Origin of the sequence: Massilia pinisoli (assembly GCF_024753285.1) — a bacterium.
Taxonomy (GTDB): Bacteria; Pseudomonadota; Gammaproteobacteria; order Burkholderiales; family Burkholderiaceae_D; genus Telluria; species Telluria pinisoli.
On record NZ_JANUGW010000003.1, the window covers coordinates 67,786 to 86,876 of the forward strand.

17 protein-coding genes are annotated in these 19,091 nt (G+C 64.2%); 11 read left to right on the plus strand and 6 right to left on the minus strand.

Annotated features, from left to right (window positions below; translation table 11 throughout):
* Nucleotides 1–143: 143 nt before the first annotated feature.
* From rplJ to rpoC, 4 genes are all read left to right on the plus strand, one after another.
* Nucleotides 144–668 carry a 50S ribosomal protein L10 gene (gene rplJ, locus NX784_RS04555; RefSeq protein WP_075794183.1) on the plus strand — a complete coding sequence of 175 codons (525 nt, stop codon included), beginning with the start codon at nt 144–146 and terminating at the stop codon, nt 666–668.
* 52 nt (nt 669–720) lie between these two features.
* On the plus strand, nt 721–1,095 hold the full coding sequence (gene rplL / locus NX784_RS04560) for a 50S ribosomal protein L7/L12 (RefSeq protein WP_258815509.1): 375 nt from the start codon (nt 721–723) through the stop codon (nt 1,093–1,095).
* Between the two features lie 282 nt (nt 1,096–1,377).
* Nucleotides 1,378–5,487 carry a DNA-directed RNA polymerase subunit beta gene (rpoB, locus tag NX784_RS04565; protein ID WP_258815510.1) on the plus strand — a complete coding sequence of 1,370 codons (4,110 nt, stop codon included), beginning with the start codon at nt 1,378–1,380 and terminating at the stop codon, nt 5,485–5,487.
* Between the two features lie 77 nt (nt 5,488–5,564).
* A complete protein-coding gene (gene rpoC, locus NX784_RS04570) occupies nt 5,565–9,812 on the plus strand; it encodes a DNA-directed RNA polymerase subunit beta' (RefSeq protein WP_258815511.1) in 4,248 nt (1,415 codons plus the stop codon).
* A gap of 78 nt (nt 9,813–9,890) precedes the next feature.
* Here rpoC and NX784_RS04575 read toward each other — a convergent pair whose 3' ends face one another.
* Nucleotides 9,891–10,820 (minus strand): hypothetical protein, encoded by a 930-nt coding sequence (locus tag NX784_RS04575; RefSeq protein ID WP_258815512.1) that lies wholly within the window; start codon nt 10,818–10,820, stop codon nt 9,891–9,893.
* Between the two features lie 112 nt (nt 10,821–10,932).
* On the opposite strand from NX784_RS04575, the gene NX784_RS04580 reads away from it, so the two are divergent.
* Nucleotides 10,933–11,613: a phytanoyl-CoA dioxygenase family protein gene (locus tag NX784_RS04580; RefSeq protein ID WP_258815513.1), complete on the plus strand. Its 681-nt coding sequence runs from the start codon at nt 10,933–10,935 to the stop codon at nt 11,611–11,613.
* Between the two features lie 125 nt (nt 11,614–11,738).
* Here NX784_RS04580 and NX784_RS04585 read toward each other — a convergent pair whose 3' ends face one another.
* The gene (locus NX784_RS04585) at nt 11,739–12,740 is read right to left on the minus strand and encodes a zinc-dependent alcohol dehydrogenase family protein (protein WP_258815514.1); all 1,002 of its coding nucleotides are present in this window, start codon (nt 12,738–12,740) and stop codon (nt 11,739–11,741) included.
* 96 nt (nt 12,741–12,836) lie between these two features.
* Here NX784_RS04585 and NX784_RS04590 point away from each other — a divergent pair, with 96 nt between their 5' ends.
* Nucleotides 12,837–13,730 (plus strand): LysR family transcriptional regulator, encoded by an 894-nt coding sequence (locus NX784_RS04590; RefSeq protein WP_258815515.1) that lies wholly within the window; start codon nt 12,837–12,839, stop codon nt 13,728–13,730.
* Nucleotides 13,727–14,266 (plus strand): cysteine hydrolase family protein, encoded by a 540-nt coding sequence (locus tag NX784_RS04595; RefSeq protein WP_258815516.1) that lies wholly within the window; start codon nt 13,727–13,729, stop codon nt 14,264–14,266. The genes NX784_RS04590 and NX784_RS04595 overlap by 4 nt, the downstream gene beginning before the upstream one ends.
* On the opposite strand, the gene NX784_RS04600 is transcribed toward NX784_RS04595, so the two are convergent.
* Nucleotides 14,267–14,566, minus strand: coding sequence for a hypothetical protein (locus tag NX784_RS04600; RefSeq protein ID WP_258815517.1), 300 nt, complete (start codon nt 14,564–14,566; stop codon nt 14,267–14,269).
* A 169-nt stretch (nt 14,567–14,735) separates the two neighbouring features.
* Here NX784_RS04600 and sodC point away from each other — a divergent pair, with 169 nt between their 5' ends.
* Entirely contained in the window at nt 14,736–15,266 is a 531-nt protein-coding gene (sodC, locus tag NX784_RS04605) for a superoxide dismutase [Cu-Zn] SodC (RefSeq protein WP_258815518.1), read from the plus strand.
* A 4-nt stretch (nt 15,267–15,270) separates the two neighbouring features.
* On the opposite strand, the gene NX784_RS04610 is transcribed toward sodC, so the two are convergent.
* Entirely contained in the window at nt 15,271–15,747 is a 477-nt protein-coding gene (locus NX784_RS04610; RefSeq protein ID WP_258815519.1) for a nuclear transport factor 2 family protein, read from the minus strand.
* A gap of 135 nt (nt 15,748–15,882) precedes the next feature.
* On the opposite strand from NX784_RS04610, the gene NX784_RS04615 reads away from it, so the two are divergent.
* The 3 genes from NX784_RS04615 (at nt 15,883) to NX784_RS04625 (ending at nt 17,926) form a co-directional block, all read left to right on the plus strand.
* Entirely contained in the window at nt 15,883–16,452 is a 570-nt protein-coding gene (locus NX784_RS04615; RefSeq protein ID WP_258815520.1) for a TetR/AcrR family transcriptional regulator, read from the plus strand.
* A 100-nt stretch (nt 16,453–16,552) separates the two neighbouring features.
* Nucleotides 16,553–17,551: a hypothetical protein gene (locus NX784_RS04620; protein ID WP_258815521.1), complete on the plus strand. Its 999-nt coding sequence runs from the start codon at nt 16,553–16,555 to the stop codon at nt 17,549–17,551.
* 138 nt (nt 17,552–17,689) lie between these two features.
* The gene (locus NX784_RS04625; protein ID WP_258815522.1) at nt 17,690–17,926 is read left to right on the plus strand and encodes a hypothetical protein; all 237 of its coding nucleotides are present in this window, start codon (nt 17,690–17,692) and stop codon (nt 17,924–17,926) included.
* A gap of 69 nt (nt 17,927–17,995) precedes the next feature.
* Here the strand turns inward: NX784_RS04625 and NX784_RS04630 are convergent, their stop codons facing one another.
* Both NX784_RS04630 and NX784_RS04635 read right to left on the minus strand, forming a co-directional pair.
* Entirely contained in the window at nt 17,996–18,136 is a 141-nt protein-coding gene (locus NX784_RS04630; protein WP_258815523.1) for a hypothetical protein, read from the minus strand.
* A 77-nt stretch (nt 18,137–18,213) separates the two neighbouring features.
* A complete protein-coding gene (locus NX784_RS04635; RefSeq protein ID WP_258815524.1) occupies nt 18,214–18,888 on the minus strand; it encodes an energy transducer TonB in 675 nt (224 codons plus the stop codon).
* Between the last annotated feature and the right edge of the window lie 203 nt (nt 18,889–19,091).

The following is a 19,091-nucleotide window of genomic DNA, read 5'->3' on the forward strand; positions in this document are numbered from 1 at the left end:
GCCGGAGGTTAATACACAAACCCAACGCAGATGGCGAACCCGAACAAGTTTTGTAGTCGATGCTTTGTCGTACTTCTTAACTTCGGACGCCGTGTTCGAACCGATGCGGGGGATGTCCCTCACATCATTTAAGGAGATTGACCGTGGGTCTTAATCTGAATGACAAAAAGGTCGTCGTCGAAGAAGTTAGCGCAAAAGTAGCAACCGCGCAAACGATCGTCGTCGCCGAGTACCGTGGCATCCAGGTTAGTGCTCTGACGAAACTCCGTGCAAATGCTCGTTCGCAGGGCGTGTACCTGCGTGTTCTGAAGAACACGCTGGCTCGTCGCGCTGTGGAAGGCACCCAGTTCGCACCGCTGGCTGAGACCATGGTTGGTCCGCTGATCTACTCGATCTCGGACGACGCCGTCGCAGCAGCCAAGGTGCTCAGCGACTTCTCGAAGACCAACGACAAACTGGTGGTCAAGGGCGGTAACTACGCTGGCAAGAACCTGGATGTCGCTGGCGTCAACGCGCTGGCAAGCATCCCGAGCCGTGAAGTCCTCATCGCCCAGCTGCTGGGCGTCATGCAGGCTCCGGTGTCCGGCTTTGCACGAGTTCTGGCTGCAATCGCAGCACAAAAAGGCGAAGGTTCCGCAGCTCCGGCAGAAGCCGCAGCAGCAGAATAAGCAAGCCTTTTTGGTCAAGTACTAATCACACATTAAAAATTTGGAGTTTCAAATGGCAATTAGCAAAGAAGAGTTCCTGGACGCAGTTGGCGCAATGTCGGTCATGGAACTGAACGACCTGGTCAAGGCATTCGAAGAGAAGTTCGGCGTGTCGGCAGCTGCAATGGCAGCTCCGGCAGCTGGCGGCGGCGCCGCTGCAGCAGCTGTTGAAGAGCAGACCGAGTTCAACGTCGTGCTGACCGAAGTCGGCGCGAACAAGGTCGGCGTCATCAAGGCCGTCCGTGAAATCACCGGCCTGGGCCTGAAAGAAGCCAAGGACGTCGTTGACGGCGCACCGAAGACCGTCAAGGAAGCCCTGCCGAAAGCTGACGCTGAAGCCGCTAAGAAGAAGCTGGAAGAAGCTGGCGCCAAGGCCGAGCTCAAGTAATACATATGCAAAGGGCGCTGGAATCAGCGCCCGGCGCCGGAGTCAAAGCGCGCAGATCCCCGCCGGAAGGTGGGGTATGCGGCTTTGGCTCTTTTGTCGTCCCTACGACAAAACGAGCGGTACCCCTGTTTTAGAAGCACCGCAGCACAGCATTATCGTAACACAGCAGCACCGGTTCCTAATCACCCGGCGGATCGCGGCGAGATTTGAGGCCTTGCATGTGGTGGCTTAACCACTGGCAATTCCTGAATTCTCATCCTTTCTGTCACTCACGGAGTGTCCATGCACTACTCATTTACTGAGAAGAAACGCATTCGCAAGTCGTTCGCGAAGCGCGCCAACGTTCACAACGTTCCCTACCTCCTCGCTACGCAGCTGGAGTCTTACGAGAATTTCCTGCAGGCGGACACTGGGCCCTCCGCACGCAAGAACGAAGGTCTGCAATCGGCTTTCACCTCCATCTTCCCGATCGTGTCGCACAACGGGTTTGCGCGCCTCGAATTCCTCTCTTACGTGCTGGGTGACCCCGCTTTCGACGTCAAGGAATGCCAACAACGCGGCCTGACCTTCGCGTCGCCGCTGCGCGCCAAGGTGCGTCTGGTGATCCTGGACAAGGAATCGCCGACCAAGCCGGTCGTCAAGGAAATGAAGGAACAGGAAGTGTACATGGGCGAACTGCCGCTCATGACCGCCAACGGTTCGTTCGTCATCAACGGCACGGAGCGTGTGATCGTCTCGCAGCTGCACCGTTCGCCGGGCGTGTTCTTCGAGCACGACCGCGGCAAGACGCACTCGTCGGGCAAGCTGCTGTTCTCGGCACGTATCATTCCTTACCGCGGCTCGTGGCTGGACTTCGAGTTCGACCCGAAGGACATCCTGTTCTTCCGCGTCGACCGCCGCCGCAAGATGCCGGTGACGATCCTGCTGAAAGCCATCGGCATGACGCCGGAGCAGATCCTCGCGAACTTCTTCGTGTTCGACAACTTCAACCTGCGCTCGGAAGGCGCGGAACTGGAATTCGTGGCCGAGCGCCTGCGCGGTGAAGTCGCGCGCTTCGACATCGTCGATCCGAAGACCGGCAAGACCATCGTGACGAAGGACAAGCGCATCAATGCCAAGCATGTGCGCGACATCGAAAACGCCGGCATCACCTACATCTCGGTGCCGGAAGACTACCTGATCGGCCGCGTGCTGGCGAAGAACGTCGTCGACGGCGACACGGGCGAGATCATCGCCAACGCCAACGACGAGCTGACCGACGAACTGCTGGGCAAGCTGCGCGACGCCAACATCCAGACCATCCAGACGCTGTACACCAACGACCTGGACCAGGGTGCCTACATCTCGCAGACGCTGCGCACCGACGACACGGCCGACCAGACTGCCGCCCGCGTCGCGATCTACCGCATGATGCGTCCTGGCGAACCGCCGACCGAAGAATCGGTGGAAGCGCTGTTCCACGGCCTGTTCTACAGCCCGGAACGCTACGACCTGTCGGCCGTCGGCCGCATGAAGTTCAACCGCCGCATCGGCCGTGATGAACTGGTCGGCGACATGACCCTGTCGAACGAAGACATCCTGGCCGTGATCAAGATCCTGGTCGAGCTGCGCAATGGCCGCGGCGAAGTCGACGACATCGATCACCTGGGTAACCGCCGCGTGCGTTGCGTGGGCGAACTGGCCGAAAACCAGTTCCGCGCCGGCCTCGTGCGCGTGGAGCGCGCCGTCAAGGAACGCCTCGGCCAGGCCGAAGCGGACAACCTGATGCCGCACGACCTGATCAACAGCAAGCCGATCTCGGCCGCGATCCGCGAATTCTTCGGTTCGTCGCAGCTGTCGCAGTTCATGGACCAAACGAACCCGCTGTCGGAAATCACGCACAAGCGCCGTGTTTCCGCACTGGGCCCGGGCGGCCTGACCCGCGAGCGCGCCGGCTTCGAAGTCCGCGACGTGCACCCGACCCACTACGGCCGAGTCTGCCCGATCGAAACGCCTGAAGGCCCGAACATCGGCCTGATCAACTCGCTGGCACTGTTCGCCCGCCTGAACGAATACGGCTTCCTGGAAACCCCGTACCGCAAGGTCGAAGGTTCGAAAGTCACCGACAAGATCGAATACCTGTCGGCGATCGAAGAAGGCCGCTACATCATCGCCCAGGCGAACGCGCAGATCAACGAAGCTGGCCAGCTGGTCGACGAACTGGTGTCCGCACGTGAAGCGGGCGAGACCATCCTCGTGTCGCCGGAACGCATCCAGTACATGGACGTGGCCCCGGGCCAGATCGTGTCGGTGGCAGCGTCGCTGATTCCGTTCCTCGAGCACGATGACGCGAACCGTGCACTGATGGGCGCCAACATGCAGCGCCAGGCCGTGCCTTGCCTGCGTCCGGAAAAAGCCTTCGTCGGTACCGGCATCGAGCGCACCGTGGCAGTCGACTCGGGCACGACCGTGCAGGCGACCCGTGGCGGTATCGTCGATTACGTCGACGCCGGCCGCGTGGTGATCCGCGTGAACGACGAAGAAGCGCAGGCTGGCGAAGTCGGTGTCGACATCTACAACCTGATCAAGTACACCCGTTCGAACCAGAACACCAACATCAACCAGCGTCCGATCGTGAAAGTGGGCGATCGCGTGGCACGCGGCGACGTCATCGCCGACGGCGCCTCGACCGACCTGGGCGAACTGGCACTGGGCCAGAACATGCTGGTGGCGTTCATGCCGTGGAACGGCCTGAACTTCGAGGACTCGATCCTGATCTCGGAAAACGTCGTCAAGGACGACCGCTACACCTCGATCCACATCGAGGAACTGTCGGTCGTTGCACGCGACACGAAGCTCGGCCCTGAAGAAATCACCCGCGACATCTCGAACCTGGCGGAAAACCAGCTGGCTCGCCTGGACGAGTCGGGCATCGTCTACATCGGCGCCGAAGTGCAGGCCGGTGACGTGCTGGTCGGTAAGGTGACGCCGAAGGGCGAAACCCAGCTGACGCCGGAAGAGAAGCTGCTGCGCGCGATCTTCGGTGAGAAGGCTTCGGACGTGAAGGATACGTCGCTGCGCGTGCCGTCGGGCATGGTCGGTACCGTGATCGACGTGCAAGTCTTCACCCGTGAAGGCATCGTGCGCGACAAGCGCGCCCAGCAGATCATCGACGACGAGCTGAAGCGCTTCCGCCTGGACCTGAACGACCAGCTGCGTATCGTCGAAGGCGACGCGTTCCAGCGTCTGGAGCGTCTGCTCGTCGGCAAGACCGTCAACGGCGGTCCGAAGAAGCTGGCGAAGGGTGCCGTGATCGACAAGGCTTACCTGGACGACCTGGACAAGTTCCACTGGTTCGACATCCGTCCGGCCGACGACGAAACCGCCAACGCACTGGAGGCGATGAAGGAGTCGATCAACGAGAAGCGTCACCAGTTCGACCTCGCGTTCGAAGAGAAGCGCAAGAAGCTCACGCAAGGCGATGAGCTGCAGCCGGGCGTGCAGAAGATGGTCAAGGTCTACCTGGCCGTCAAGCGCCGCCTGCAGTCGGGCGACAAGATGGCAGGCCGCCACGGTAACAAGGGTGTGGTCTCGCGTATCGTCCCGGTGGAAGACATGCCGTTCATGGCCGACGGTACGCCGGCCGACGTCGTGCTGAACCCGCTGGGCGTCCCGTCGCGTATGAACGTCGGTCAGATCCTGGAAACCCACCTGGGTTGGGCAGCGAAAGGTCTGGGCCTGCGCCTGGGCGAAATGATCAAGGCCAAGGCCGAGACCGAGCAGCTGCGCGCCTTCCTGGGCAAGATCTACAACGAAACGGGCAAGAAGGAAGACCTGGACAACTTCAGCGACGAGGAAATCGTCGAACTGGCGTACAACCTCAAGAACGGCGTGCCGTTCGCGACCCCGGTGTTCGACGGTGCGCACGAAGAAGAAATCCGCCGCATGCTGGACCTGGCCTTCCCGGACGAGATCGCGGCCCACCTCGGCATGACTCCGTCGAAGAACCAGGTCACGATGTACGACGGCCGCACGGGCGAAGCGTTCGAGCGCAAGGTCACCGTGGGCTTCATGCACATGCTGAAGCTGCACCACCTGGTCGACGACAAGATGCACGCTCGCTCGACCGGTCCGTACTCGCTCGTGACGCAGCAGCCGCTGGGTGGTAAAGCCCAGTTCGGTGGCCAGCGCTTCGGTGAGATGGAGGTGTGGGCACTGGAAGCGTACGGCGCATCGTACGTGCTGCAGGAAATGCTGACCGTGAAGTCCGACGACGTGAACGGCCGTACCAAGGTGTACGAGAACCTGGTCAAGGGCGACCACGTGATCGACGCAGGTATGCCGGAATCGTTCAACGTGCTGGTGAAAGAAATCCGCTCGCTGGGTATCGACATCGATCTCGAGCGCAACTGATTCAGCTTGCACGGCACCGCGCTCCGCCTGGAGCGGAGCGCGGTAGAAGTAAAGAATTCAATCACCCGGAGTGATAAATGAAAGCACTGCTCGATCTATTCAAGCAAGTTCAGCAAAACGAGAGCTTCGACGCCATCAAGATTGGCCTGGCGTCGCCCGAGAAAATCCGTTCGTGGTCGTTCGGCGAAGTCAAGAAGCCGGAGACCATCAACTACCGTACGTTCAAGCCGGAACGTGATGGCCTGTTTTGCGCAAAAATCTTTGGTCCGATCAAGGACTACGAATGCCTGTGCGGCAAGTACAAGCGCCTGAAGCACCGCGGCGTCATCTGCGAGAAGTGCGGCGTCGAAGTCACGCTGGCGAAAGTCCGCCGTGAGCGCATGGGCCACATCGAGCTGGCCTCGCCGGTCGCGCACATCTGGTTCCTGAAGTCGCTGCCGTCGCGTCTGGGCATGGTCCTCGACATGACCTTGCGCGATATCGAACGCGTCCTGTACTTCGAAGCATACGTCGTGACCGATCCGGGCATGACCCCGCTGAAGAAGTGCCAGATCATGTCGGAAGACGACTACGCCGCCAAGTACGAAGAGTACGGCGACGACTTCACCGCATTCATGGGCGCCGAAGGCATCCGTGAACTGCTGCGCTCGATCGACATCGACCGCGAAGCCGAAGCCCTGCGCGTCGAGCTGAAGGAATCGAAGTCGGAAGCCAAGATCAAGAAGTACGCCAAGCGCCTGAAAGTGCTCGAGGCATTCCAGCGTTCGGGCATCAAGCCGGAATGGATGATCATGGAAGTGCTCCCGGTCCTGCCGCCGGAGCTGCGTCCGCTCGTCCCGCTGGATGGCGGCCGTTTCGCCACGTCCGACCTGAATGACCTGTATCGCCGCGTCATCAACCGTAACAACCGCCTGAAGCGCCTGATGGAACTGCGCGCTCCGGAAATCATTACGCGTAACGAAAAACGCATGCTGCAGGAAGCAGTGGACTCGCTGCTGGACAACGGCCGTCGCGGCAAGGCGATGACCGGCGCCAACAAGCGTCCGCTGAAGTCGCTGGCTGAAATGATCAAGGGTAAGGGCGGCCGCTTCCGTCAGAACCTGCTGGGCAAGCGCGTCGACTACTCGGGCCGTTCGGTCATCGTGGTGGGTCCGCAGCTGAAACTGCACCAGTGCGGTCTGCCGAAACTGATGGCGCTCGAACTGTTCAAGCCGTTCATCTTCAACAAGCTGGAACTGATGGGTCTCGCGACCACCATCAAGGCTGCGAAGAAGCTCGTCGAGCAGCAGGAACCGGTCGTCTGGGACATCCTGGAAGAAGTCATCAAGGAACACCCGGTGATGCTGAACCGTGCGCCGACGCTGCACCGTCTCGGTATCCAGGCGTTCGAGCCGGTCCTCATCGAAGGCAAGGCAATCCAGCTGCACCCGCTGGTCTGCGCGGCGTTCAACGCCGACTTCGACGGCGACCAGATGGCAGTCCACGTCCCGCTGTCGATCGAAGCACAGATGGAAGCGCGTACGCTGATGCTGGCGTCGAACAACATCCTGTTCCCGTCGAACGGCGAGCCGTCGATCGTGCCGTCCCAGGATATCGTGTTGGGTCTGTACTACGCGAGCCGCGAGGCGATCAACGCCAAGGGGGAAGGCATGCTGTTCCCGGACGTGTCGGAAGTCATCCGCGCGTACGACAACAAGGAAGTCGAACTGGCGACCCGCATCACCGTGCGTATCGTGGAATTCCCGCGCAACGCCGAAGGTGGTTTCGACCAGACGCTGACCCGCTACGAGACCACGGTCGGCCGTGCGATCCTGTCCGAGATCCTGCCGAAAGGCCTGCCGTTCTCGGTGCTGAACCGCGCGCTGAAGAAGAAAGAGATCTCGAAGCTGATCAACACGTCGTTCCGCAAGTGCGGCCTGCGTGCGACCGTCGTGTTCGCCGACAAGCTGATGCAGTCGGGCTTCCGTCTCGCAACGCGCGCCGGTATCTCGATCGCCGTGGACGACATGCTGATCCCGGACGTCAAGAAGACGATGATCTCGACCGCCGAAACGGAAGTGAAACAGATCGAGCAGCAGTACGCCTCGGGTCTGGTCACCGCCGGCGAGCGTTACAACAAGGTCGTCGACATCTGGGGCAAGACCTCGGACGAAGTCGGCAAGGCGATGATGGACCAGCTGAAAGTGGAGCCGGTCACGAAGCGCGACGGCACGCAAGGCACGCAAGAGTCGTTCAACGCCATCTACATGATGGCCGACTCGGGCGCCCGTGGTTCCGCCGCCCAGATCCGTCAGCTGGCCGGTATGCGCGGCCTGATGGCGAAGCCGGACGGCTCGATTATCGAAACGCCGATTACCGCGAACTTCCGCGAAGGCCTGAACGTTCTGCAGTACTTCATCTCGACGCACGGCGCCCGTAAAGGTCTGGCCGACACCGCGCTGAAGACGGCAAACTCGGGTTACCTGACCCGTCGTCTGGTCGACGTGACGCAGGATCTGGTCGTGACGGAAGACGATTGCGGCACCACCAACGGCACGCACATGAAGGCGATGGTCGAAGGCGGTGAAGTGATCGAAGCCCTGCGCGACCGTATCCTGGGCCGCGTGACCGGTACCGACGTCGTCAATCCGGAAACGCAGGCAACCCTGTACGAAGCCGGCACGCTGCTGGACGAAGACATGGTCGAAGAGATCGAGCGTCTGGGCATCGACGAAGTCAAGGTCCGTACGCCGCTGAACTGCGACACCCGTTATGGCCTGTGCGCGAAGTGCTATGGCCGTGACCTGGGCCGCGGCATGCTGGTGAACTCCGGCGAAGCCGTCGGTGTCGTGGCTGCACAGTCGATCGGTGAGCCGGGTACCCAGCTGACCATGCGTACGTTCCACATCGGTGGTGCGGCATCGCGTGCGGCAGTGGCATCGTCGGTGGAAGCCAAGTCGAACGGTACGGTCCGCTTCACGGCGACCATGCGTTACGTGACCAACGGCAAGGGCGCCCAGATCGTCATTTCGCGTTCGGGCGAAGTGCTGATCACGGACGACCACGGCCGCGAGCGCGAGCGTCACAAGGTGCCGTACGGCGCGACCCTGGCTGTCCAGGACGGCATGGTGGTCAAGGCCGGCCTGCCGCTGGCAACGTGGGACCCGCTGACCCGTCCGATCATCACCGAGTACGCCGGTACGATCAAGTTCGAGAACGTGGAAGAGGGCGTCACCGTCGCTCGCCAGGTGGACGAGGTCACCGGCCTGTCCACGCTGGTCGCGATCGACCCGAAACGCCGCGGCTCGGGCAAGGTCAACCGTCCGCAGGTCAAGCTGCTCAACGCCGAAGGTCAGGAAGTCAAGATCGCCGGCACCGAGCACGCCGTGACGATCGGCTTCCAGGTCGGCGCGCTGATCATGGTGAAAGATGGCCAGCAAGTGTCGGTGGGTGAAGTGCTTGCACGTATCCCGACCGAATCGCAGAAGACCCGTGACATTACCGGTGGTCTGCCGCGCGTTGCCGAGCTGTTCGAAGCCCGTTCGCCGAAAGATGCCGGCATGCTGGCGGAAGTCACCGGTACTGTGGCATTCGGTAAAGAGACCAAGGGCAAGCAGCGCCTGGAAATCACCGACATGGACGGCAACAAGCACGAGTTCTTGATCACCAAGGACAAGCAAGTGCTGGTGCACGACGGCCAGGTGGTGAACAAGGGCGAGATGATCGTGGACGGCCCGGCCGATCCGCAAGACATCCTGCGCCTGCTGGGTATCGAAGCGCTGGCCCGCTACATCGTCGACGAAGTGCAGGACGTGTACCGTCTGCAGGGCGTGAAGATCAACGACAAGCACATCGAGGTGATCGTTCGCCAGATGCTGCGTCGTGTTCAGATCGTCGAAGCCGGCGACACCGACTACATCGTCGGCGAGCAGGTGGAGCGTTCGGAACTGCTGGAAGAAAACGACCGCGTGACGGCCGCAGGCAAGCTGCCGGCGACCTACGAGAACGTGCTGCTGGGTATCACGAAGGCATCGCTGTCGACGGACTCGTTCATCTCGGCCGCATCGTTCCAGGAAACCACCCGCGTGCTGACCGAAGCGGCGATCATGGGCAAGCGCGACGGTCTGCGCGGCCTGAAGGAAAACGTCATCGTCGGCCGCCTGATCCCGGGCGGTACGGGTCTCGCCTTCCACCGCGCCCGCAAGGAAAAAGAAGCGTGGGAAGCGGAAGAGCGCGCAGCGCTGCTGCAGCAGGAGAAGGCCAATATGGCTGCCGAGCTGCAGGCGATGGAAGACCAGCAGAATGCTGCGGCTTCGGTCGAGCAGCATCATGGCGACGGCGAGTGATCTTCGCTTTCCCTTAGCCTAGTCGGCTGATGAAAACGGCACCTCGAGGGGTGCCGTTTTTTTTTGCGTCATGCAGAACTATCGTGCGTTCTCGCGCAACCGGTGCACGGTCGCGAAGACGAGTGGTTTCACCTCGGCGCATGTCATATTGGCCAGCTGGCGCACGTCATGCGTCTTGCCCGCTTCCTGCGCCATGAGATAACCGAGGTAATAAGCACGCCGCCGCGGCAGCGGGGCGGTGCCGCGAAACAGGAACAGGTCCGCGTAGGTCTGCTTGTCGTCTTTGTCGAGCGCACCTTCCAGTTGCGCCAGCGCGGCCGGCAACACGGCACGCGTGCGTGCCGCCATGTCGTCCGGCACGGTGAGCAGCAACTCTTTCTCGTTGGCTTGCGGGTTCAGCACCTTGGACACATAGGTGGCCAGGCCCTCGACCCACAACGATGACCAGACGCTGTTAGAACCGCATTCCGCGACGCGGGGCAGGTGGTAGTGATGGAACAGCTCGTGATGGAAGAACGCGCTCTGGTCGCCATCGCCTCGCAACTGCACCATGCGGTCGATGCCGAAAATCAGGTAGTCCTTGCCGTCGATGGCGCGCATCCCGCCATCCATTTCGCCGAGCGAATGCACCACATAGATATCGTCGGGCGCCACGAAGTCCGGGAAGGTCGCCTTGAACGACGCCATATAGCCGGGCAGCTGCGCGCCGAACTGTTGCGCCTTCTGGACGTACGTCGTCCGTATCGCCGGAAAGTCCCGGACGGCCGTCACGATGCGTTCGTCGTATTGCGCCGGCGTGAGGAAACTCTGGAACCGTTCGGCCTTGTAAAACGCAGGGAATGTCGGTGCAACGATCGTCTTGAACGCCGCAACCTGCGCCGCAGGCGGGTGGTCGTGGTTCGCATCCCAAAAATGGACGAACGCCATCGCATCGTTATGCAGGCGCGGAGACGCCGCGCAGGCGGATGCAGAGAACACCGTTGCAATTGCCAACCACAGGAAACGCATGACCACCTCCGTGACAAGTCAAGACGGCCATCCTCGCATGTGTGTATGCAAATTGGCAACTTACTTGCATGTTGGGGTACGATGGCGGCCATCCTCACTGCCGAGCTCCGACGTGACTTCCGATTCCTTCCTGCGCGACGGTTTTGCCGTTCTCCCTGCCGTGTTGCGCGACTCGCAGTGCGATGCCATCGCGGAATTCGTCGAGGCGTTCGCTTCCGATTCGCCGGGTACGCGCAACCTGCTGGCTCATGAGGAATGCCGCGCACTCGTGGCGGAACTCCGGGCGCATCCGGCCGTGGGTGCGCTCATTCCGGCGGGCCATGTCGCCGTTCAGTGCACGTACTTCGAAAAATCGATCGACAACAACTGGCTCGTACCGATCCACCAGGACCTGAGCATCCCGGTGCGCACGCGCTTGGACCACCCGTCCCTGCGCGGTTGGTCGGACAAGGAAGGCACGCTGTTCGTCCAGCCGCCGGCAGACGTGTTGGAAACGCTCGTCGCCGTGCGCATCCACCTCGATCCTTGTCTGGAAACGGATGGACCGCTGCAGTTCGTGCCGGGTACGCACACGCGCGGGCGCGTCGATGCGGCCGAGGCCAGCCGGTTGAAGCAGGCTGGACCGGTCGTCACGTGCACGGTCGATCAGGGCGGGGCGCTCGTCATGCGTCCGCTCGCGCTGCATGCATCTTCGAAAGCGACGGGGACGAGCCGGCGCCGCGTCCTGCATATCGTCTTCGGCCCGTCTGAACTGCCTTACGGGTTGCAATGGCCCGACACGCCGCCAGCATAAAAAATCAGATCAAACGAGAAATAGACCGTCGACGACGTCGGCGCGCTGTTCGCGACGGCGAAGGCCGATGCCCAGGCCGCCGCACCGGCGCCGGCCGCGGACGGCAAGACGCTGTAACCCCGCCGTTACTGGACGATCGCCACCTTGCCGACGTGCGTGCCGTCCGCCACCGCGCGGTACGCCGCGGCCGCCTCGTCGATGCCGAATGTCCGGTCGACCACGGGCACGATCCCGTTTGCCTCGATGGCGCGCAGGGCTTCGGCCAGGTCCGCCACCGACCCCGTGCTGTTGCCGACCACGCGCAGCGCCTTGCCGATGATGGAAAACAGGTTGATCGACGTCGCCGCACCGGAAAGGAAGCCGACCGTGAACACGGTGCCGCCCATCGCCGCTGCGTGCAGCGAGCGCTCGAACGTGGCGTCGCCGACCGTCTCGACGACGAGGTCGGCGCCGCGGCCGTCCGTCAGCGCCAGCACGGCCGCGTCCCAGTCCGGCCGCGCGCGATAGTTCACCAGGTGGTCGGCGCCGAGTGCGCGTCCACGCTCCAGCTTGGCGTCCGACGACGAGATGAGGATCACCGTGGCACCGCTCGCCTTGGCGAACTGCAGCGCGAACAGGCTGACGCCGCCCGTGCCGAGGATGACGACCGTCGAGCCGGGCCGCACGGAGGCCGACCGCACGGCATTCCATGCCGTCGTGGCCGCGATCGGCAAGGTGGCGCCTTGCACGAAATCGAGATGGTCCGGCAGCCGCACGACGCTGTGTGCCGGCACGGCCACGTATTCCGACAGCGAGCCGGGCAGCGTGATGCCGCGCATGGCCGCGATCCGTTCCGGCCGCATCGGCCCGTCGAGCCAGCCGGGCATGAAGTGCGGGATCACGCGGTCGCCGAGCGCGACGTCCGTCACGCCGGCACCCAGCGCGACGACGTCGCCGGCACCGTCCGCGACGGGCACCATCGGCAACGTGGCACCGGGGAAGCTTCCCGTCGCGACGGCGACGTCGATGTAGTTCAGCGCGGCGGCGCGCAGGCGGATGAGGACGTCGCCGGGACCAGGTTCCGGATCGGGCAAGGACGTGCGGCGGAAGGAGGAGAGCGAAGGTTCGACGAGCTGGATGGCGTACATGGCATGGGCTCCTGTGGTTGAGAGGCCCAGTGTGATTGCCCATCGAAAGACGATAAACTCTGCTTTTCTTGCATCATCTTCAACCGGGACTTGCGAATGGATCTGCTGGACAGCATGAAGGTCTACGTCCTCACCGTCGAGAAGGGCAGCCTGAGCGCGGCCGCGGACGCGTGCGCCATGTCGGCCACGATGGCCGGCAACCACGTGCGCGCGCTCGAGGAGAGGCTCGGCATGCAGCTGATGCACCGCACGACGCGGCGCCAGCACGTGACCGCGTTCGGCGAGGACTACTATGCGCGCTGCAAGGAGATCCTGCGCCTCGTCGCCGAGACGGACGCGCAGGCGCACGCGATGCGCCTCGCCCCCGCGGGCACGTTGCGCGTCAGCGCGCCCGTCACGTTCGGCGTGGAGGCGCTGGCGCCGGCGCTGCCCGACTACCTGGCGCGCTATCCCGAGGTGGACGTCGAACTGGACATTTCCGACCGCGTCGTCGACCTGATGGACGGCGGCTGCGAAGCCGCGATCCGCATCGGCCAGCTGGCGCCGGATTCAAGTCTCGTCGCGCGGCCGCTGGCGCCGTACCGGTTGATGCTGTGCGCGTCGCCGGCGTACCTCGCGCGGCGCGGCATGCCGGACACGCCGGCCGACCTGGCCCACCACGACTGCCTGTCGTTCGGCGCCGCCGGCATCGCGCAATGGCGGTTCCAGCGCGATCACGACGTGTGCCAGGTGCCCGTGCAGGGCCGCGTGAAAATCAATAACGGACAGGCGCTGCGCACCGCGGCGCTGCAGGGGCTCGGCGTCGTGCTGCAGCCGACGATCCTGCTCGAGGCCGACGTGCGGGCAGGGCGCCTCGTCCAGCTGTTCCCCGATTTCGAGCTGCCCAGCCGGCCCGTGCACGTCGTCTACCTGCCGGACCGCTATCGCTCGCCCAAGCTGCGCAGTTTCATTGATTTCGTCGTCGAACGTTTCGGAGAACCGACCCCATGACCGCACTGCTCATCATCGACATGCAAAAAGGCATGCTCAGCCCCACATTGCCGCCCCGGAACAACCCGCAGGCGGAAGCCAACATCGCGCGCCTGCTGGCCGCCTGGCGCGCGGCGGGCAAGCCCGTCGTGCTCGTACGCCACATCAGCCGGTCAGCGACATCGGTGTTTGCGCCTGGTCAGCCCGGCGCCGAATTCCAGGAACGCTTCGCGCCGCTGGCGCTCGAACACGTGGTCGAGAAAAACGTGCCGGATGCCTTCGTCAACACGGGCCTCGAACGGTGGCTGCACGTGCGCGGCATCCGCGACGTCGTGATCGCCGGCGTGAGCACGAACAATTCAGTCGAGGCGACGGCGCGCACGGCCGGCAACCTGGGTTTTTCGACCGCCGTCGTCGCGGACGCGTGCTTCACGTTCGACAAGGTGGATTTCGGCGGTACGCTGCGCTGCGCCGACGACGTGCACCTGATGGCGCTCGCCAACCTGCATGGCGAGTACGCGGACGTGCGCACGACGGCCGACGTCCTGGGCGATTGATCAATCGCGCCGCAGCCGCGATGTCACGCGCGCCAGCACGTCCGCGAACCGCAGTTCGACGGGCTGGCCCGGCTGCCTGAGCCAGGCGTCGATCGCGGGCTGACGATAGAACCCGGGGGCGGACGTTTCGTACTGGAGGAAGCGGGCGATCGCGTCGCCGTCGGTGAAGCCCAGTGCCACGGCGTACGCGTACGCGCGCGCGAGCCGGTCGCGCAGGCTGGGGTCCGCGGCCAGCTCGGGATGCGTTGCGATGATGTGCTCGTGGGCGTGGGCGAGCGGGTTGTCGTCAGGCTCAAGCATGCTGTCTCCGTCGATCGGCACGGCGCCGAGGCGCCATTGTTCCTGTCTCTTTCACGATGGCCGTTGCGTCGTCTCAAAATTTCCGTAACGTTTTCCTTAATAAATTTTTATCGAATACACTATCCCGGCGACACATTCCAAACCTGAAGGCACCCTGAAAGGAGACGGTATGACTGTTAAATCCCTCATCGCATTCGCATGCGCGCTCGCGGCAGCCGCCGGCGCGCACGCCGCCGAGCACCTGCAGGCCCCGATGACCCTCGTGAACGCCGACGGCACCGGGAAGATGATCGGCCACGTGACGGTCGCGGAATCGCCGTCCGGCCTCGTATTCACGCCGAGCCTGACGGGCTTGCCGCCGGGCGCGCACGGCTTCCACGTGCACGAGATGGGCACCTGCGGCGCCAACGAGAAGGATGGCAAGAAGGTGGCGGCCGGCGCGGCCGGCGGCCACTTCGATCCGGCCGGGGCGAAGCACCACGCGGGCCCGTCCGGCGACGGCCACCTGGGCGACCTGCCCCCGCTCGTCGTGGCGGACAACGGCCGGGCCAGCACGGCCGTGACGGCACCGCGGCTGACCAAGTTGTCCGAAGTGAAGGGCAAGGCGTTGATGATCCACGCCGGCGGCGACAATTTCTCCGATCAGCCGAAGCCGCTGGGCGGCGGCGGCGAGCGCATCGCCTGCGGCGTCATCCAGTGACGGGTCACAGCCCGAGGTCGGACAGGCCGGGATGGTCGTCCGGCCGCCGTCCCAGCGGCCAGTGGAATTTGCGCTCGGATGCCTGGATGGGCATGTCGTTCAGGCAGGCATAGCGCCGGCGCATCAGGCCCATGTCGTCGAATTCCCAGTTCTCGTTGCCGAACGTGCGGAACCAGTTGCCGGAATCGTCGTGCCATTCGTAGGCGTAGCGCACGGCGATGCGGTTGCCGTCCACGGCCCACAGTTCCTTGATCAGGCGGTAGTCCAGTTCCTTCTTCCATTTGCGGTCGAGGAACTGGACGATCTCATCGCGGCCGTTGACGAATTCCGCGCGGTTGCGCCAGCGGCTGTCCGGCGTGTACGCCAGCGCGACTTTTTCCGGATTGCGGCCGTTCCAGCCGTCTTCGGCCAGGCGCACTTTCCGGATGGCCGTCTCGTGGGTAAAAGGCGGGAACGGAGGACGGGGTTCGACGGTGGACATGAAGACTCCTTAAGATGATGTAGACAGGTCTGTATCGTAAGCGATCCGCCCGACGCATGGCCTGTGCGTTCCGATAGGTGGTGTAGACAGGTCTGTATCGTTATACTGGCATCCCGTACTCCGATCCGACCCACGATGGCCCAGCCCTCCGCCCGCGACCGCATCCTCGACACGGCCAAGCGCCTGTTCTACCGCGACGGCTTGCGCGCCACCGGCATCGACCGGATCGTCGCCGAGTCCGGCGTCGCCAAGATGTCGCTGTACCGCCATTTCCCATCGAAAGACGACCTGATCGCCGCCTTCCTCGACTGGCGCCATGCGCACTGGACGGCATGGTTCATGGCCGCCGTCGAGGCGAGGCTCGTGCGCGGGCAAGGGCTGGCCGCCATCGCGGACGCGCTGGGCGAATGGTTCGCGCAAGACGATTTCCGCGGCTGCGCCTTCATCAACGCCGTCGCCGAGACGGGCGCGACGGACGACCCGCGCCACCTGGAGCAGGCCGTGCGCCACAAGCGCGACCTGCAGCGCTATCTCGGCGACGTGGCCGCGCGTCTCGGCCTGGCCGCACCGGACGACGTCGCGGACGAAGCGATGGTGTGCGTGGAGGGCATGATCGTGCGGGCGCAGATGGGGACCGACCCGAGGATCGTGGCGGCGGGCCGCCGCCTGCTCGGACGAATCGAACACGCCGCCACGGCGCGCTAGCCGGAGAGCGGTGCCGCCGCGCCAGGTTGACATCTGTTGCCGTAACGATCAGTATTGGCCGCGCTTCAGCCGTCCCTTTTCACCAGCCGACGAGCCGCCCGTGTCCCGCAAAAAGAACAGCCGCCAGTGGGCCCGCCTGCGCATCCTGTGCCACGCGGGACTGGACCTGATGACGATCGCCCAGGATGCGTTTGCGCTGGTGCGCGAGCTCGTTCCGAACACGTGCGCCGAGCTGGCGCTGCGCGTGGAGCCGGCCGGTGCCGCGCCCGCGCAGGACGCGCCGTACGTGCAGGTGCTGCCGCCGCCCAGCGGCTACGCGTTCCGCGACCACGCGGGCTTCACGGCGCCGTGCACACCCGCGCTGCATGTGCTGCAGGTGCCGCTGGAAAACGGCAGCCGCCGGCTCGGCGAGATCACGGCGTGGCGCCACGACGATCCGCCTTTCGACCGCCACGACGAGGAAGACCTGCAGCGCGTGGCGACCTATTTCGAGCACGTGCTGCGCAACGCGCCGGAACTCGCGGCCGGCGGCGCCGGCGTCATCGAGGACGAAGCCATGCTGCTGGCCACCGTCGACGGCCAGATCCTGTACCTGAGCGATTCGGCCGGCGCGCTGCTCGATCAACTGGCCGCGCAGGAACGCCACGTATTCGACCGCCGTACCTTGCCGCCGTTCTGCCTGCGCCTCGTGGAATCCGTCGCGTACGGCGACCGCTATCCGTGGCTGCTGCCGCTCGGGACCCTCGCCATGGCCGGCGGCGTGCTGGAGGCGCGCGCGCAATGGATGCGCGCCGGCGGTGCCGCCGCGCTGCATGCCGAGGACCCCGCGTACATCCGCACGGTGGGCATCTTTATGAAGTTCGTCGTGCCGCTGCCGCTGCGGATCTGGCGCGCCATCGGCTCCGTCGAGCTGTCGCCGCAACAGGCCGAGGTCGCGTTCTGGATGGGCGTCGGCGGCGGCCGCGAATCGGCGCGCGCCAACATGGAAGTCAGCGACGCCGTGCTGCGCGATTGCGTGAAGGCCGTCTACGAGAAATTCGGCTGCTCGTCCGAGGCCGGCTTGCTGGAGCTGCTGCGCCCCCCGATCTCGCGCATGTGACTCATCCGCATTCCACCCCATTCGTGGGGCTGGGCCGGCCTACGGGCCTTCCTTATCATGTTTCCAAGCTCGAAGCAGGGACCCGGCGAACGCTTCGGTCCTTGCCTGCCGCCTCATCACGAACGAACGGAAACGATCATGAAATTCCGCAGTGCCCTGGCCGCGACGGCCCTGTGCCTGTCCCTCGACGCCCACGCGGCGGCAGGGGGATCGGTGGATCTCGTCAGCCTCTACGACAACGTCCTCGGTCAAGCGCAGCTGTACGCGCTGATGGACCCGTCGCGGGTGCCGGGTCCGGCCAGCGGGGCGCTGATCGTGGTGGGGTTGTCGCTGCTAGGGTTGTCGGTGGCGAGGGGATGGCGGCGCGGCAGCTGAGCCTACAATAAAAGCGATACACCGCCGTTCCCGTGCCGCGGCGTGGGAACGGCGCGTGGGGGATACCTTTTATCGCGCGCACATCGCGCTGTAGCCCGGCAGGAACGACCCCGTCGGCACGGGCGCCGCACGCGGTTGCAGCGTGAGCCAGGCAAGCAGGAACGCGAGGCCGCCGGCCGCGCACGCGGCCCGCCTTGATACGTGACGCATCGTGCGTCTCCCTTGTCGTTGTTATTCTCGTGCGCAAAAAAAGACCCGCCGGAGGGAGGCGGGCCAAAGCGACGTAATCAATCCAATTTCCAGACGTACGCGAGTTTCGCCCAGCCGGCCTGCGGCGTGCCATTGGTCGTCGCGGGCTTGAACGTGCACAGGCTCAGGGCGTTGACGGCAGCGCGGTCCAGGTCGCGCGAGCCGCTCGAGTGCTCCACGCGCGCCGAACTCACGCGGCCGTCCGCACCCACCAGCAGGGCCAGCGTCGTCGTCCCGGTGTCGCCGCGGCGCGCGGCCGCGGCCGGGTAGTCGGGCAGGGCGCAGCCGTTGGCGTCCGCGAACACGGCCGTGTGCATCTGGCCCGGATTGGCGCTCGGCGGCGCGGCGGGTTCCGGCGGTGCGTCGGACGACGGCGCGGCCGGGAACGGCGATGGATCGGACTCGGTCGTCGCCTGGACCGGTGCCGGCACCGGCGGCGGGGCCACGTCCACGTCGACCTTCGGCACGACGATGTCGGGCGGCGCCATCTTCGGCACCGGTTTCGGCGGCTCCGGCGGCGGCTTCGGCGGGTCGGGCTGCTGCGGGTCGAGCATCACCACCAGGTCATTCGGCAGGCTCGGCAGCGCAATCTTCTTCGTGTTGATGCTGTGGACGAACATCGCTCCCAGGGCCACGTGCAGGCCGGCGACGAGTGCGATTTTGACGGCCTTGCCGTCGGGGCGGTTGCCGCTCGAGAGACTCGTGAATTGCATGGCCATCCTCCTTCTTGTTGTTGCCGGCATTGCCGGCTGTAAATCGGAGTGAAGCTGAATATCCAACGAACGGAACCAATATATGCTATCTCCTAGCAATTGGTAAAGCGATTTCGTAGCAAGATGTAATTCCACTTGTCCGCCCGTCATGTTCCGCCCGATGGGAAAATGGTTACGGTCCGCCTCGCGCCCGGTGCTGTTGT

Bases quoted from the DNA above. Each gene is read 5' to 3' on its own strand.
- NX784_RS04630 (WP_258815523.1), bottom strand. From the start codon at position 18,136: ATGCGTCACGTATCAAGGCGGGCCGCGTGCGCGGCCGGCGGCCTCGCG.
- NX784_RS04610 (WP_258815519.1), bottom strand. From the start codon at position 15,747: ATGTCCACCGTCGAACCCCGTCCTCCGTTCCCGCCTTTTACCCACGAG.
- sodC (WP_258815518.1), top strand. From the start codon at position 14,736: ATGACTGTTAAATCCCTCATCGCATTCGCATGCGCGCTCGCGGCAGCC.
- NX784_RS04625 (WP_258815522.1), top strand. From the start codon at position 17,690: ATGAAATTCCGCAGTGCCCTGGCCGCGACGGCCCTGTGCCTGTCCCTC.
- NX784_RS04595 (WP_258815516.1), top strand. From the start codon at position 13,727: ATGACCGCACTGCTCATCATCGACATGCAAAAAGGCATGCTCAGCCCC.
- NX784_RS04575 (WP_258815512.1), bottom strand. From the start codon at position 10,820: ATGCGTTTCCTGTGGTTGGCAATTGCAACGGTGTTCTCTGCATCCGCC.
- rplL (WP_258815509.1), top strand. From the start codon at position 721: ATGGCAATTAGCAAAGAAGAGTTCCTGGACGCAGTTGGCGCAATGTCG.
- NX784_RS04590 (WP_258815515.1), top strand. From the start codon at position 12,837: ATGGATCTGCTGGACAGCATGAAGGTCTACGTCCTCACCGTCGAGAAG.
- NX784_RS04600 (WP_258815517.1), bottom strand. From the start codon at position 14,566: ATGCTTGAGCCTGACGACAACCCGCTCGCCCACGCCCACGAGCACATC.
- rpoC (WP_258815511.1), top strand. From the start codon at position 5,565: ATGAAAGCACTGCTCGATCTATTCAAGCAAGTTCAGCAAAACGAGAGC.
- NX784_RS04615 (WP_258815520.1), top strand. From the start codon at position 15,883: ATGGCCCAGCCCTCCGCCCGCGACCGCATCCTCGACACGGCCAAGCGC.
- rpoB (WP_258815510.1), top strand. From the start codon at position 1,378: ATGCACTACTCATTTACTGAGAAGAAACGCATTCGCAAGTCGTTCGCG.
- NX784_RS04635 (WP_258815524.1), bottom strand. From the start codon at position 18,888: ATGCAATTCACGAGTCTCTCGAGCGGCAACCGCCCCGACGGCAAGGCC.
- NX784_RS04585 (WP_258815514.1), bottom strand. From the start codon at position 12,740: ATGTACGCCATCCAGCTCGTCGAACCTTCGCTCTCCTCCTTCCGCCGC.